Source organism: Actinacidiphila sp. bgisy167 (assembly GCF_965342175.1).
Classification (GTDB): Bacteria; Actinomycetota; Actinomycetes; order Streptomycetales; family Streptomycetaceae; genus Actinacidiphila.
The window spans coordinates 34,396-48,109 of the sequence record NZ_CBDRBL010000049.1; the positions used below are offsets into that span (position 1 = coordinate 34,396).

The 13,714-nt window shown below is 74.5% G+C and carries 12 protein-coding genes; 4 read left to right on the plus strand and 8 right to left on the minus strand.

The genetic code is table 11. The features are described 5' to 3' along the window. Positions 1–35: 35 nt before the first annotated feature. Entirely contained in the window at positions 36–188 is a 153-nt protein-coding gene (locus ACRWND_RS19220) for a hypothetical protein (protein ID WP_431950956.1), read from the plus strand. Positions 189–243: 55 nt separating this feature from the next. Here the strand turns inward: ACRWND_RS19220 and ACRWND_RS19225 are convergent, their stop codons facing one another. The 6 genes from ACRWND_RS19225 to ACRWND_RS19250 all read right to left on the minus strand — a co-directional run bounded on the left by ACRWND_RS19225 (position 244) and on the right by ACRWND_RS19250 (position 7,391). Further along, positions 244–1,686, minus strand: coding sequence for a selenium-binding protein SBP56-related protein (locus ACRWND_RS19225; RefSeq protein WP_431950958.1), 1,443 nt, complete (start codon positions 1,684–1,686; stop codon positions 244–246). Positions 1,687–1,850: 164 nt separating this feature from the next. Next, the gene (locus tag ACRWND_RS19230) at positions 1,851–3,086 is read right to left on the minus strand and encodes a styrene monooxygenase/indole monooxygenase family protein (protein ID WP_431950960.1); all 1,236 of its coding nucleotides are present in this window, start codon (positions 3,084–3,086) and stop codon (positions 1,851–1,853) included. Between the two features lie 73 nt (positions 3,087–3,159). Continuing rightward, positions 3,160–3,762 (minus strand): GTP-binding protein, encoded by a 603-nt coding sequence (locus ACRWND_RS19235; protein ID WP_431950962.1) that lies wholly within the window; start codon positions 3,760–3,762, stop codon positions 3,160–3,162. Between the two features lies 1 nt (position 3,763). Then, positions 3,764–4,189, minus strand: coding sequence for a DUF742 domain-containing protein (locus tag ACRWND_RS19240; RefSeq protein ID WP_431950964.1), 426 nt, complete (start codon positions 4,187–4,189; stop codon positions 3,764–3,766). Further along, a complete protein-coding gene (locus ACRWND_RS19245) occupies positions 4,189–4,770 on the minus strand; it encodes a roadblock/LC7 domain-containing protein (RefSeq protein WP_431950965.1) in 582 nt (193 codons plus the stop codon). The genes ACRWND_RS19240 and ACRWND_RS19245 overlap by 1 nt, the downstream gene beginning before the upstream one ends. Continuing rightward, the gene (locus ACRWND_RS19250; protein ID WP_431950966.1) at positions 4,770–7,391 is read right to left on the minus strand and encodes a sensor histidine kinase; all 2,622 of its coding nucleotides are present in this window, start codon (positions 7,389–7,391) and stop codon (positions 4,770–4,772) included. Before ACRWND_RS19250 ends, ACRWND_RS19245 begins: the two co-directional genes overlap by 1 nt. 347 nt (positions 7,392–7,738) lie before the next feature. Between ACRWND_RS19250 and ACRWND_RS19255 the strand changes: the two genes are divergently transcribed. After that, positions 7,739–8,584 (plus strand): hypothetical protein, encoded by an 846-nt coding sequence (locus ACRWND_RS19255; RefSeq protein WP_431950968.1) that lies wholly within the window; start codon positions 7,739–7,741, stop codon positions 8,582–8,584. A 142-nt stretch (positions 8,585–8,726) separates the two neighbouring features. Here ACRWND_RS19255 and ACRWND_RS19260 read toward each other — a convergent pair whose 3' ends face one another. Together ACRWND_RS19260 and lon are read right to left on the minus strand one after the other, a co-directional pair. Beyond that, complete coding sequence (locus ACRWND_RS19260; RefSeq protein WP_431950970.1) at positions 8,727–9,155, minus strand: MarR family winged helix-turn-helix transcriptional regulator; 429 nt, start codon at positions 9,153–9,155, stop codon at positions 8,727–8,729. Between the two features lie 324 nt (positions 9,156–9,479). Beyond that, positions 9,480–11,948, minus strand: coding sequence for an endopeptidase La (lon, locus tag ACRWND_RS19265; protein ID WP_431950972.1), 2,469 nt, complete (start codon positions 11,946–11,948; stop codon positions 9,480–9,482). A gap of 236 nt (positions 11,949–12,184) precedes the next feature. Between lon and ACRWND_RS19270 the strand changes: the two genes are divergently transcribed. Next, positions 12,185–12,748 carry an RNA polymerase sigma factor gene (locus ACRWND_RS19270; RefSeq protein WP_431950974.1) on the plus strand — a complete coding sequence of 188 codons (564 nt, stop codon included), beginning with the start codon at positions 12,185–12,187 and terminating at the stop codon, positions 12,746–12,748. Continuing rightward, positions 12,745–13,629, plus strand: a complete 885-nt coding sequence (locus ACRWND_RS19275) for a zf-HC2 domain-containing protein (RefSeq protein ID WP_431950976.1) — start codon at positions 12,745–12,747, stop codon at positions 13,627–13,629. Before ACRWND_RS19270 ends, ACRWND_RS19275 begins: the two co-directional genes overlap by 4 nt. Positions 13,630–13,714: the final 85 nt, after the last annotated feature.

Consider the following 13,714-nt stretch of genomic DNA (forward strand, 5'->3'; position numbering starts at 1 on the left):
GCCTCGCGCCGGCCACGGTCGCCGAGGTCCACGGCGTGGTCGCGCGCGGCGAGGGCCGGGGCAGGGTCGTCGCGGACGTCACGGCCATCGCGGCGGCCATCGCGGCGGCCATCGCGGCGGCCATCCCGGCCATCCCGGCCATCGCGAACGTCACGGCCATCGCGGCCATCGCGGCCGCCACCGGGTGAGGGAGAGCCCGGCGGGAGACCGCGGGAGGCGGCCGGAGGCCTCGGTCCGCGCAGCTCAGCGGCGGTAGCAGTACGAGTCCGAGGAGGCGTCGCCGCCCTGCAGGCGCGTCTGGTGCACCCGCAGGCCCCGGAAGTCGGGCCCGTGCGGGAAGAAGCCGCCGTCGACGCCGAGCCCGCCGCCGGAGGTGTCCGCGTCGAGCTTGATCATCCACGGGTCGATGCCTCCGGGATAGAACTGCTCGTCCCAGGCGGCGTACAGGGAGTTCGTCACATAGACGCGCCGTCCGTCGCGGCTGAGCTCGACCATCTGCGATCCCCCGGACAGCGGGACGTCCGGGGCCGCGGGGTGCGCCTGCCGGCCGGCGATGCCGCCCAGCCGCACGGACGCGGTCAGCCTCGGCCGCAGGGGGTCGCCCACGTCGTACTGGAGGAGGTCGCCGGTCCCCCACGCGGACACGTACAGCCACCGGTCGTCGACCGACAGGTCGATGTCGGTGATCAGCGGCGGCACCGCGCCGAACGGCCGCAGCGCCGGGGGCAGGTCCTCCGCCGGGGCGGGCTCGGCGGGCAGGGTGATGACCTTGCGGACCGTGAACTCGCCGTCCTCCGCCGTCCACAGCCACACGGACGCCGACAGGTCCTCGACGTCGACGACGGTGTTCACGAAACCCCAGGTCGCCTCGGGGTCGTGGGAGGGGCGCAGCTCCAGCGCCATCTGGTTCCGGTCGCCCAGGTCGACGCGTTGCAGGTGCCGGCCGGTCCCCAGCTCCCAGAAGTGGATCGCGTGGCCGTAGCGGCGGTCCAGCAGCAGGTCGGGCACGAGCCCGTCCTCGATCATCGAGGGGCTGCCCCACTCGCTCGTCACGGCGATGTCCTGGCGCAGGTGCCACCAGACGTCGTAGGCGAGGTGCTGCGGACCCCGCTCGCTCTCCCACGCGCGCAGCACCTCGAAGGTCTCGTGGTCCAGCAGCGCCACGCCGCCGGGGCCGTCCGCGCCGTTCGAGCCGTTCGCTCCGTTCGCGCCGCCCAGGCAGGACAGGAACACCCCGTCGGGGCCGCAGTGGAGGGTGTGCGGCCGCGAGTAGCCGGCCCTGGCGGCCAGTTCCCCGGCCTGCACCACCTTGACCAGGCGGGGGCGGACCGGGTCGGGGGTGGTGTCGAGGATGTGCAGCCGGGAGGAGCGCAGTCCCGGGACGATGAGATAGCGCCGCTCGGCGTGGTGGTGGCCAGGGTGTGCCAGGGCGCTGGAGCAGGCGTTCCAGCCGAAGTGGTGGAGTTCGTTGCCCCGGTCGGGCAGCTCGACATGGGCGGCCACCCGGCCGTACTGCGGGGACCGCGGATCGGTGACGACGGTGAACAGGGCGTCCGGGCGCTCGCCGGCCGGGTCGAACCCGACGACGTAGGCGAGCTCCTCCGGTGGCGCGGCGACCGCGTCCGCCGGGGTGCGGTACAGGGTGGGGTCCAGGTGGCCGTCGCGGTCGTGCTCGGTCGTCGTCATGGCCGTCCCCTTTGCGGACGCCGGACAGATGCCCCGTACCACGAGCGTTTCACAGCCCCGCGGACCTGCCAAGGCGGGACGGCGCGTGCCCGGTCGCCGGGACGCGGACCGGGCACGGCGGGCTGGCCGGCGCCGGCGGTGTGCACCGCCGGCGCCCGCTGCCGTCAGGCTCCGGCGGCCGAGGCCAGGTAGGCGGCGGTCGCCTCGGGGTCGTAGAAGTACGCCTCATAGTCCGACGGGTCGTCGAAGCCGTTGGCGAAGCGGTTCGCCACGGCCGGCAGCTGCCCGGCGGCGCCGATCAGGCCCAGGATGTGCTCCGGCGGCGGGCCGAGCAGGGCGTTGGTCCACTTGGTGACCGGCTCCGCGGTGGCCCAGAAGCGGGCGAAGGCGGACTCCATCCAGTCCCGGTCGAAGACCTTGTCGCCGTGCTCGACGATGGCGTCGAGGTAGGCGGCCGCGCACTTGGAGGCGCTGTTGGAGCCCTGGCCGGTGATCGGGTCGTTGGCCACGACGACGTCGGCGACGCCCAGCACCAGTCCGCCGGAGGGCAGTTCCGCGACGGGGTGCCGGACGACCGGCGCGAACCGCCCGGCCAGGGTGCCGCCGGCGTCCGCCAGCTCGACGTCACGTGCGCGCTCGTACTCCCATGGAAGGTGCTGCTTCATCAGTTCCAGGGTGATCCGCAGGTGTTCGCGCGGGTCCTTCACCCCGTCGAAGACGTCGAGCGGACCGCCCGGCAGCCCCTCCCAGAAGAGGATGTCGCAGGGTCCGGAGACGGTGAGGGCCGGGATCACGATCAGCTCGCCCGCACCGGGCACCATGTTGAGCCGCACCGCGTGCACATCGGGGTGCTCCGGTCGCGGGGCGAGGCCGTGCACATAGGCGACGGCCAGCGCGCGCTGCGGGCGGTCGTAGGGGGAGCGTTCCGCGTTCCGTCCGAACAGGGAGACCAGCTCGCCCTTCCCGGCCGCGACCAGCACCAGGTCGTAGGCACGGGCGAAGTAGTCCAGGTCCCCGACCGTGACACCGTGCACGACGAGCCGGCCGCCGCGCTCGACGAAGGTCTCCAGCCAGCCGGCCATCTTCACCCGCTGGTCGACGGACTGCGCGTACGCGTCCAGCCGTCCCATCCAGTCGATCGGCCGTGATCCGTCGGGCGCGGCGACGGAGACGCCCAGACCCTCGATCCGGGGGGTCTGCTCCTCCCAGAAGTTCAGGCCCAGGTCGCGCTCGTGCGCCAGCGCCGTGCCGAACATGCACTGGGTGGACATGACACGCCCATGGCGTATCTCGTCCGCCGTGCGGTTGGACATGACGGTGACCTCGTATCCCCGGGACTGCAGGCCCAGGGCCAGTTGGAGCCCGGACTGTCCGGCTCCCACGATCAGTATCTTGGGCAAGGCGGCATGCTCTCTCGTACGGTGCGGCATGGTTGCGTCCGGCGGGCGTCCCCACGACTCCCCCGGAGGACTGCTACTCCGGCTGGCCCACGAGCGCCTGCTTGACCAGGGCCAGCAGCACCTGGATCACCGACTGGCGGTCGCGGGCGTCGCATATCACCACCGGGACCTCGTCGGGCACGGCGAGCGCCTCGCGGACGTCGAACTCCTCGTAGGCGGTGGTCCCCTCGAAGTGGTTGACCGCCACGGCGTAGGGCAGGCCGCTGCTCTCGAAGTAGTCCAGCGCCGGAAAGGCGTCGGCCAGCCGGCGGGTGTCGGCGAGGACGACCGCGCCGATCGCCCCGCGCACCAGGTCGTCCCACATGAACCAGAAGCGCTGCTGGCCGGGGGTGCCGAACAGGTAGAGCACCAGCTCACGGTCGAGGGTGATGCGGCCGAAGTCCATCGCCACCGTGGTGGTGGTCTTGTCCGGGGTGGAGCCGAGGTCGTCGATGTCCTCGCTGGCCCGGGTCATCACCGCCTCGGTGGTGAGCGGGGTGATCTCCGAGACCGCGCCGACGAAGGTGGTCTTGCCCACGCCGAAGCCGCCCGCCACCACGATCTTGGTCGACGTGGGGGCGCGGCTCACGTCGAGCTGCCACTCCTGCAGGCCGTCTTCTTCCGCGAGGGACGACATGTCAGAGCCTGCGAAGTCCACTGAGCACCCTCTCCAGCAGCGCGTGATCGGGGGCCCCGGGCCCGTGCCCGGTCCCGAACACGCGGATTCTCCCCTGATCGGCCAAGTCGCTGAGCAGCACCCGGACCACGCCGAGCGGCATGCGCAGCAGCGCCGAGATCTCCGCCACCGAGCGCATCCGGCGGCACAGTTCCACGATGGCCAGCATCTCCGGCATGACGCGCTCGGCCCAGCTGCCCGCGGTCAGCTCCCGGCGCTCGGTGGGGCCGTCGATCGTCGCGACGAAGGTCTCCACCAGCAGCACATGGCCGAACGAGGTACGTCCACCGGTCAGCGCGTACGGCCGGACGCGGGCGGCCCGGCGCCCGGCACCGCGCACCGGGAGGGCGGCGGCTGCCTGGGCGGCGGGGATCACCGGAGCGCTCATCAGTGGCCCTCCTCACTCGCGTGCCGCAGCTCCGTGCGGAGCGCGGGGGTGAGCGCGTGGCCGGCCCGGCCCACGAACAGGGCCATGTGGTAGGCCACGACGCTCATGTCGCAGTCGGCGTCCGCGTGGACGCCGAGCAGCGAACCGTCCCCGATCGTCATGACGAACACGCTGCCGTTCTCCATCGACACGCCCGTCTGGCGCACACCGCCGCCGTCCATCAGACGCGCGACGCCGTCGGTCAGCGAGGCGATGCCGGAGACCACCGTGGCCAGGTCGGCGGAGGTGCCCGCCGGGCCCCTGGGCCGGCCGGCCGCGCGCTTCACCGCCGCCGGCCCGGCCGCGCCCTCGTCCGCCGGCGTCTCGTCCGCCGTGCCGGCCGCGTCCTCAGGGTCGGCCGCGTCCTCAGGGTCGGCCGCGTCCTCGGGGTCCGAGGACAGCAGCAGCAGTCCGTCCGAGGAGACGACGGCCACGGAGCGGATTCCGGGCACGTCCTCCACGAAATTGGTCAGCAGCCACTGGAGGTTGCGTGCCTCGCGGCTCAGGCCCCGTTCACTCTCTGTGTCCGTACCGGCAGACATCAACTGCGTGCCTCCTCGACGCCTTCGGCTTCGACTTGTCGGTGCCCCCCTGGACCACTGCCTTCTTCTGCGGCCGTGTCGGCGGCCTTCCTCGGCGCGGGCAGGCCGCGCCGGATCTCCTGCGTCTCGGCCTGGGCGTCCGCCCGGCCCTCGCGCAGGCCCTGGGCGAAGCCGCCGAGCTTGCGCCGCAGCTCCTCCGGGTCCACCCCGCCGCCTTGCCGGGCCCGCGCCCTGACCTGCGGTTCACCCGAGAGACCCGTGGACCGCGGCACCCGCTGCGGAAGCCCCTTGGCGGTGAGCGCGACGCCGTCCGGCGCCTCCGCCGGGGCCGGACCCGGAGCCGCTGCCGGAGCAGCGGCCGGCGTGGCTTCGTGCTGCGGCGCCACGGCGGGGGCGGGCTGGTCGGCGCGGGCGTGCTCGACGGCCTCGTCGGGCTCTGGTTCCGCCTCGGACGCCGCCTCAGGCGCTTCCCCGGACGACGCCGTCGCCGGCTCCGCGACCGCCGGCGTCGTCCGCGCCTCCTTCGCGGGCTGCTCCCCCGCCCGCTCCTCCCCCTCCTGCTCCTCGCGCGCCCGCCGCAGCGTCGTGCGCGGCTGCCACGGCTCGCCCGCGACGGCCGCCTCCACCGGGGTCTGCGGTCCGTCCGGGTCCTCCGCGGGCGCGGTGAGCGCCGCGGGGACGAGCACCACGGCGGTGGTGCCGCCGCGCTTGGCGTCGCGGAGCTGCACACGGATGCCGTGCCGGGCGGCGAGCCGCGCGACGACGTACAGGCCCAGGCCGGCGGCCTCCGCGGAGACGGAGAAGTGCTCCGCGGCGTCGGCCTGCGTCAGCAGCGCGTTGAGCTCGTCCAGCCGGGCCGTGGGCACTCCTATCCCCTGGTCCTCCACCGACAGCATGAGTTCGCCGCTCTCCAGCGCCCAGCCGGACAGCTGCACCTCGGACTGCGGCGGGGAGAACGCGGCCGCATTGTCGAGGAGTTCGGCGATCAGATGGCTGAGGTCGTCGGCGGCGAAACCCGCGATGCGCCCCGCGGGCAGCTGTTCGATGCGGACCCGCTCGTACGTCTCGATCTCGGAGACCGCCGCGCGCGCCACGTCGACCAGCGGGACGGGCCTGGGGTGCCCGTGGCCGTGCTCCGCACCCGCGAGCAGCAGCAGGTTCTCGCTGTTGCGGCGCATACGGGTGGCCAGGTGGTCGAGCTTGAACAGCTGGGCGAGCTCGTCCGGGTCGTGGACGAGCTCCTCCAGCCGCTCGATCAGCGTCAGCTGGCGTTCGACCAGGCCGAGGGTGCGCAGCGTCAGGTTGACGTAGGTGCCGTGCACATTGCCCTGCAGTGCGCCCAGGCGTGTGGTGAGCTCCTCCTGCCGGGCGTGCAGCTCGTCGCGCTCCGCGGCGAGGGCCTCGCGCACGCCGTGCAGCCTGGTGTGCTCCGCGTCCTGCTCGGCCACGCGCCCGCGCAGCCCGGCGACCTCGGCGCGGAGCGCGTTGATCGCGCGGGCCGTCGCCGCGAACTCGTCGGAGCCGACGACGTCGACCGGCTCGCCCGTGGGCACGTCCCCGCGGGCGAAGCGGCGCAGGGCGGCGGCCGGACGGGTGATGGAACGGGCCGTGGACACTCCGGTGCCGAGGACGAGGAGGAAGCACACCGAGGCGAGGGCGACGCGCAGTTCGAGCGCCGTCACGTCATCGTCGCGCAGCGCGGCGAGCCGGTCGGCGGCCGCGGCCGCGAGGGAGGACTCGACGCCGCGCATCATGTCGATCCGCGCGGAGAGCGCCGCCTGGACGGACGCCGGCTTCAGCGCGCGGTCGGCGGCGGAGAGCGAGGAGCCCTTCAGCAGCTGCTTCAGCCGCTTCTCGGCGGTGCTGACGTCGGAGCCGGTGACCGTCTGGTCGTACTGCTCGACCGCGGCCCGCGTGGCCGTGGCGCGGAAGTCGGCGAGCGCGGACCGCTCGCCGACCGCGGCGGTCTGCGCGGCGGCGACCAGCCGGGACTGCCGGCCGTCCGCGGTGAGCGCGCCCACCAGCAGGCCGCGCTGGACGGAGGCCTCGTCGACGGCGCGGGCGAGTTCGGGCAGCGCGGCGGTGTCGGCGGAGGCGCCGCGGGCGGGCAGCGAGCGGGCGACCGCGCCGGTGACCCCGTTCAGCGCCCGGATCACCGGGTCGTAGGCGGCGACGACGGCCTCGGCGGAGCCGGGTCCGGCATCGGCCTTGCGCCGGAGGGCGGGGAGTTCGCCGAGCTGCCGGACGACCTCGGCGGTCGCGTCGGCGAGGGCGGGGGCGTCGTCGGTGTCGGCGTCGGCCACCGCCGCCAGCACCTCCGCGACCTGGCGGTCGACCCGCTCGCGCCGGCTCGCCGGAACGCCGGTGCCGTCCTCGGCGGAGCGGTCCCCCGCCACGAAGGCGGTCATGGCGTCCCGCTCGTCGGCCAGGGCATGCGACAACGCCACCGCCTGGGTCCCCAGTCGCGCCATGCCGACCAGTCGCTGCGACTCGGCCAGATCCCGCACGCCCGCGGCAACGCCCGGAGCGGAGGCCGCCAGAACCGTGACGGCGCAGATCAACAGGGCGACCAGCAGTCTCTGCCGGACGCGCTTGGTCCGCGGGTTACGTCGTGTTCGCACCGGTGCTCGCTATCCCGTCTCGCCTGATCCACTGGTCCCGAGATGACGACACATCGGCCGAGCGCCGAGCACGGCAACGACTGGCCTCATCCCGGCATCGTCCCGACCTTCTCAGGCCGACCCGGACTGCAGATGTGCGTCCCCCGACCCGACACCTGAACGAGTGAATCGCACCCGCAAGTTGGCGTTCAACTCGCCCGCCGGACCGCCCCACGCGCGTCCCCCCGCCGCCCGGTCCCGGAGGTGGCATGACGGCCGCCGCCCTGGCAGTATGCGCACCTTCACTCGCCGGTAATCGGCGCCGGGACTCGAACAGGGTCCCGGGGCGGCTGCTGCAGACTGGGCGCATGCGCATCGAGACGGCGACCGAGTCCGGAAGCCCGGGCCGCCCCAACGAGGACTTCGCGGCGGTGGCCATGCCCGCGTCAGGCGGCGGCGGTGCACTGGTGCTCCTGGACGGCGTCACCCCTCCCGACGGCCCCACGGGATGCCGTCACGACGTGCCCTGGTATGTCGCCCGGCTGGGCGGATCCATGATCGAACTGTCCGTTTCCCCCACCGGCCGGAGCCTGGCGGAGTGTCTAGCGGAATCCGTCCGCCGCACCGCCGACGCGCACCGCGACACGTGTGACCTTTATCACCGGCACACCCCTCAGGCGACCGTGGTGGCGGTCCGGTGGAATGCGGACACCGTGGAACATCTGGTGCTGTCCGACTCGGTGCTGCTCATCGAGGACACCGCAGGCCAGGTGTCCGCCGTACGCGACGACCGGCTGGACCGGCTGCCCGCGCCGCTGCTCGCGCGGCGGGCCGAGGTACGCGCGCTGCCGCGCGGTACGGCCGCCCGCGCCGCGGCCGCCGCGGAGTACGGACGGGCGGTGGAGGCCCTGCGCAACGCCGAGGGAGGCTTCTTCACCGCGGCGGCGGACCCCGCGGTCGCGGCCCGCGCCGTCACCGGCACCCGGCCGCGGTCGCGGGTCCGCGCGGTGGCGGCCCTGACGGACGGCGCCGCCCGGCTGGTCGAGGTCTTCCACGAGCTGGACTGGCAGGGCGTGTTCACCCTGCTGGACGAGGCGGGACCGGAGGAACTGCTGCGCCGGGTGCGCGCGGCGGAGTCCGCGGACCCGGAGGGCGCCCGCTTCCCGCGCGGCAAGGTGCGCGACGACGCGACCGCGGTGATCGCGCGCTGGTGAGCGCGACCGGCACACAGGAGCGCTCGCGGCCAGCACGCGGTGACGCGCCGTCAGGCGCGGCCGCGCACCTGTTCCGCGCGCGGTGTGCGGGCGCGGCGCTGACGGCCGCTCCCGGCGTACCCGGCCCTTAAGGCCCGCGCGGCTACGCGCCGTCCTGCTCCTGCGACGCGTTGAGCTGACCGAGCAGACGGGCCAGTTCGCGCAGCTCGTCGCGGTCCCACCCCCTGAGCCGGCTGACGTAGCGCGCGCGACGTGCCTGCCGGACGCGCGAGAAGCGAGCGGCGCCCTCGTCGGTCAGCTGGATGAGGAAGGCCCGCCCGTCGGCGGGGTCGGGCTCGCGCCGGATGAGCCCGAGCTCCTCGAGCGCGCGCAGTTGACGACTCATCGTCGCCTTGCCGACGCCGAAGTAGCCGGCGAGCACGGTGGCCCGTTCGGGACCGGTCTCGGCCAGCCGGGCGAGGATCGCGTACGCCGCGGGCTCCAGGTCCGGGTGCACCTCGCGGGCCATCTCGCCGGAGGACGCGCGGGCGCGCCGCAGAAGGACGGTGAGCTCGCGTTCGAGCGCCTCCATGACCGGGTCTTCCTCCCTGGGGGAGCCGGCGGTTCCGGCCACCTGGTCACCCGCTTTCCGTCGTGAACGTCTCGTCTCCGGCTGTCGCGTGAGCGGCGGTTCCAGTATTTCGCAGCGGTGCGCCGACGGCGTGACCAGGGGCCCTGCCCGTCGTGTCCCGCTTCGCCGTCCGCCCGACCCGCACGGCCGCGCGTGCGGCAGGTACGGAGTGCGAGGACGTCCCGTGTGGCCGCCGCCGGAGCCGGACGCACAGGGGCGGCCCCTCCCCGCCCGTTCTCGGGCCGGGAAGGGGCCGCTCGGCGTGCACCCGGTGGCGTCCCGCCGTCAGGCCGCGACCGTGGGCTCCTGCGCCGGGGAGCCGGGCTCCAGGCCGGAGTCCGCGCCGGTGACGGCGGGCTCCAGCGCCAGCTTCAGCACCTGCCGGACGTCGGAGACCGCGTGCACCTCCAGCTTCTCCAGGACCTCGGCCGGGACGTCGTCCAGGTCCGCCTCGTTCCGCTTGGGGATCACCACGGTGGTGATCCCGGCGCGGTGCGCCGCCAGCAGCTTCTGCTTGACGCCGCCGATCGGCAGCACCCGCCCGGTCAGCGACACCTCGCCGGTCATCGCCACGTCGGCGCGGACCCGGCGCCCCGACAGGAGCGAGGCCAGGGCGGTCGTCATGGTGACGCCCGCGCTCGGGCCGTCCTTCGGGACGGCGCCCGCCGGGACGTGCAGGTGGACGCCGCGCTCCTTCAGGTCGCCGACCGGCAGCTCCAACTCGGCCCCGTGCGAGCGCAGGAAGGAGAGCGCGATCTGCGCGGACTCCTTCATCACGTCGCCCAGCTGCCCGGTGAGCTGCAGCCCGCTGCCGCCGGTCTCCGGGTCGGCGAGCGACGCCTCGATGTAGAGCACATCGCCGCCGGCGCCGGTCACCGCCAGGCCCGTGGACACGCCCGGCACCGCCGTGCGCCGCTCCTGCGGGTCCTGCGCGGACTCCGGCACATGGTGCGGGCGTCCGATCAGCTCCCGCAGGTCCTCCGGCGTCACGGTGTACGGCAGTTCGCGCTCCCCCAGCTCGTGCTGGGCGGCGACCTTCCGCAGGATGCGGGCGAGCGACCGCTCCAGGGTGCGCACGCCGGCCTCGCGGGTGTACTCCCCGGCCAGCTTGCGCAGGGCCGCCTCGTCCACCACCACCTCGTCCTCACCGAGTCCGGCCAGCTCGCGCTGGCGCGGCAGCAGGTGGTCGCGGGCGATGACGACCTTCTCGTCCTCGGTGTAGCCGTCCAGCCGCACCAGCTCCATGCGGTCCAGCAGCGGCTCCGGGATGGCCTCCAGGACGTTGGCGGTGGCGAGGAACACCACGTCGCTCAGGTCCAGCTCGACCTCCAGGTAGTGGTCCCGGAAGGTGTGGTTCTGCGCCGGGTCCAGCACCTCCAGCAGGGCGGCGGCGGGGTCGCCCCGGTAGTCGGAGCCGACCTTGTCGATCTCGTCCAGCAGCACCACCGGGTTCATCGACCCGGCTTCCTTGACGGCGCGGACGACGCGGCCGGGCAGCGCCCCGACGTAGGTGCGCCGGTGGCCGCGGATCTCCGCCTCGTCGCGGACGCCGCCGAGCGCGACGCGCACGAACTTCCGCCCCATCGCGCGGGCCACGGACTCGCCCAGCGAGGTCTTGCCGACGCCCGGCGGGCCCACCAGGGCCAGCACCGCGCCTCCGCGGCGGCCGCCGACGACCCCGAGGCCGCGGTCGGCGCGGCGCTTGCGCACGGCCAGGTACTCGGTGATGCGTTCCTTCACGTCCTCCAGGCCCGCGTGGTCGGCGTCCAGCACCGCCCGCGCGCCGGGGATGTCGTAGGAGTCCTGGGTGGTGTTGTTCCACGGCAGCTCCAGGACGGTGTCCAGCCAGGTGCGGATCCAGCTGCCCTCGGGGGACGCGTCGCTGGACCGCTCCAGCTTCTCGACCTCCTTCAGGGCGGCCTCGCGCACCTTCTCGGGCAGGTCGGCGGCCTCGACGCGCGAGCGGTAGTCGTCCGCCTCGTCCTCCGGGTCGCCGTTCAGCTCGGCCAGCTCCTTGCGGACGGCCTGCAGCTGCTGCCGCAGCAGGAACTCGCGCTGCTGCTTCTCCATGCCCTCCTGGACGTCCTTGCGGATGCTCTCGGCGACGTCCTGCTCGGCGAGGTGGTCGCGCAGCCACTGCGTGGCCAGCCGCAGGCGGGCGGCCGGGTCCAGGGTCTCCAGCAGCTCGACGCGCTGGCTGGTCGTGAGGAAGCCGGAGTAGCCGGCGTTGTCCGCGAGCTGCGAGACGTCCTCGATCTGCTGGACGCGGTCCACGATCTGCCAGGCGCCGCGCTTGCGCAGCCAGCTGGTGGCGAGGGCCTTGTACTCCTTCATGAGCTCCGCGACGCTGCCGGGGGCCTCGGCCGGCGCGGGCTCGGCGAGCTCGGTGCCCTCCACCCACAGGGCGCGGCCGGGGCCGGCCGTGCCGGCGCCGATGCGCACGCGGCTGACACCGCGGATGACGGCGCCGGGATCGCCGTCCGACAGGCGTCCCACCTGCTCGACGGTGCCCAGCGTGCCCACGCCGGCGTAGTCGCCGTCCACCCGGGGAACGAGCAGCACCCGCGGCTTGTTGCCGGAACCGGGCTGCGGCTGCCCGGACCGGTGCGCGGCCTGCGCCGCCTCGACCGCGGCGCGCGCTTCGGCGTCGGTCAGGTCCACCGGCACGACCATGCCGGGCAGGACCACCGCGTCGTCGAGGGGCAGCACGGGCAGGGTGAGCGGCGCGAACGCCGACGAAGACGACTGAGCCATTATCTCTCCCTAAGCAATGAAGTTGAGCTACGCAGGCTCAATGCATCTGAGGCCCCTCGTGTTCCCCGCGGTGTGTTCGCTGTGAGCGATCGGCCGCGGCGCACCGTGGGGGAGACGCGGCGCCCACTGAGCGGCGACTTCGGGGTCCGCTCCGAAAAGCCCCGCCGCGGACCCGCCCTCCCGTGAACCGCGCGCGGCAGCGGCGGCGATAGAGGGGTGTGAGACTCTTCCGGCCCATGACCCACGAGCCGCCCGGGGACGACGCGCTGCTGCGCGCGGTCGCCCGGGGCGACACCCAGGCCCTCGCGGATCTCTACGACCGCCACTCCGGCTGGCTGCACGCCCGGCTCACCCGGCGCTGCGCCGACCCCGAGACCGTGCGTGAGGTGCTGCAGGACACCTTCGTCACGGCCTGGCGCTCGGCAGGCGCCCACAGCGGCGGCGGCGCGGGCGGCTGGCTGTGGGTGATCGCGGTCCGGCGGCTGGCGGACGCGCGTCGCGCCGCCGCGCGGGCCGGCACCCGTGACCTGCTCGCCACCCAGGAACCCGGCACCGTCCCGTCCGCCGAGGAGGACGTCCTCGCGGGGCTGGCGTACGGCGACGTGGGGGCCGCGCTCGACCGGATCTCCCCCGAGCTGCGTGACGTGCTGCGGGCCACCGTGGTCGACGGCCTCACCACCCGTGAGACCGCGCGCCTGCTCGGCATCCCCGAAGGCACCGTCAAGACCCGGGCCCAGCGGGCGCGGCGCGAGCTGCGCTCGATGCTGGCCGCCCTCGATCCCGCGGGAGGCACCGCATGACCGGTTCCGTGCGAGGGCGCCTTCGGCGCCTCCCGCTGATCCGCCGCCCCGACCCGGCCGCCTGGCACGTGCCGGACGCGGTGGCCGCCGCCTACGCGGACGGCACACTGCCGGAGACCACCGCCTGGTCCGTGGACAAGCATCTGGAGCAGTGCGCGGCCTGCGCCGACCGGGTGTCCACGCGGGCCCGTACGGGCCCGCATGGAGCGACACTGGCGCAGGTACGCCAGGTGGTGCTGGCGCAGGTGGCGAGTGCCCCTGTCCGAGGCGCCGCGGCCCTCCCGGCCGTACGGTCGCGCCCGTGGCCGGCGGCGCTGCGGTCCGCGTACGCGCCGCGCGCGCCCTGGATGGCGTCGTTGCTGCTCGCGGTGGTGGCGGCCGTGGCGCTCACCCGTTTCGTCGCCGTCCCGGGCGCCGATCCGTGGCTGCTGCTGCTCGCGCCGCTGCTGCCGCCGACCGGGGTGGCGCTCGCATACGGGAGGCATGCCGACCCGGTGTACGAGCTGGCCGCCTCGACACCGTCCGGGGGGCTGCGTCTGCTGCTGGTGCGCACGGGTGTCGTGCTGGCCGCCTGCGTACCGCTGCTCACAGCCGCCGGAGGGCTGCTGGCGGGGGCGGGCGCCGCCGTCGCCTGGCTGCTGCCGGGACTCACACTCACCGCGGCCACCCTCGTCCTCGGCAGTTGGACCGGCTGCCACCGGGCCGCCGCGATCGTGGCGACCGGGTGGGTGACGGCGGTGGTCCTGTGCGGGCCGCCGGCCACCGCCAGGAACCTGCTGTTCTCCGGTGCCGCACAGCAGGCGTGGGCGGCGGCGGGCGCCTCCTGCGTCCTCCTGCTCGCCCTGCGCCGTACCGCCTTCGACCACATGGAGCGCCTTTGACACCTCCCCTCCCTGAAGGGAGGGGATTCCTGGCTCAGGCTGCCTCCGGGAGCAGCGCCCCCGGAGGTCTTACGCCCTCGACACC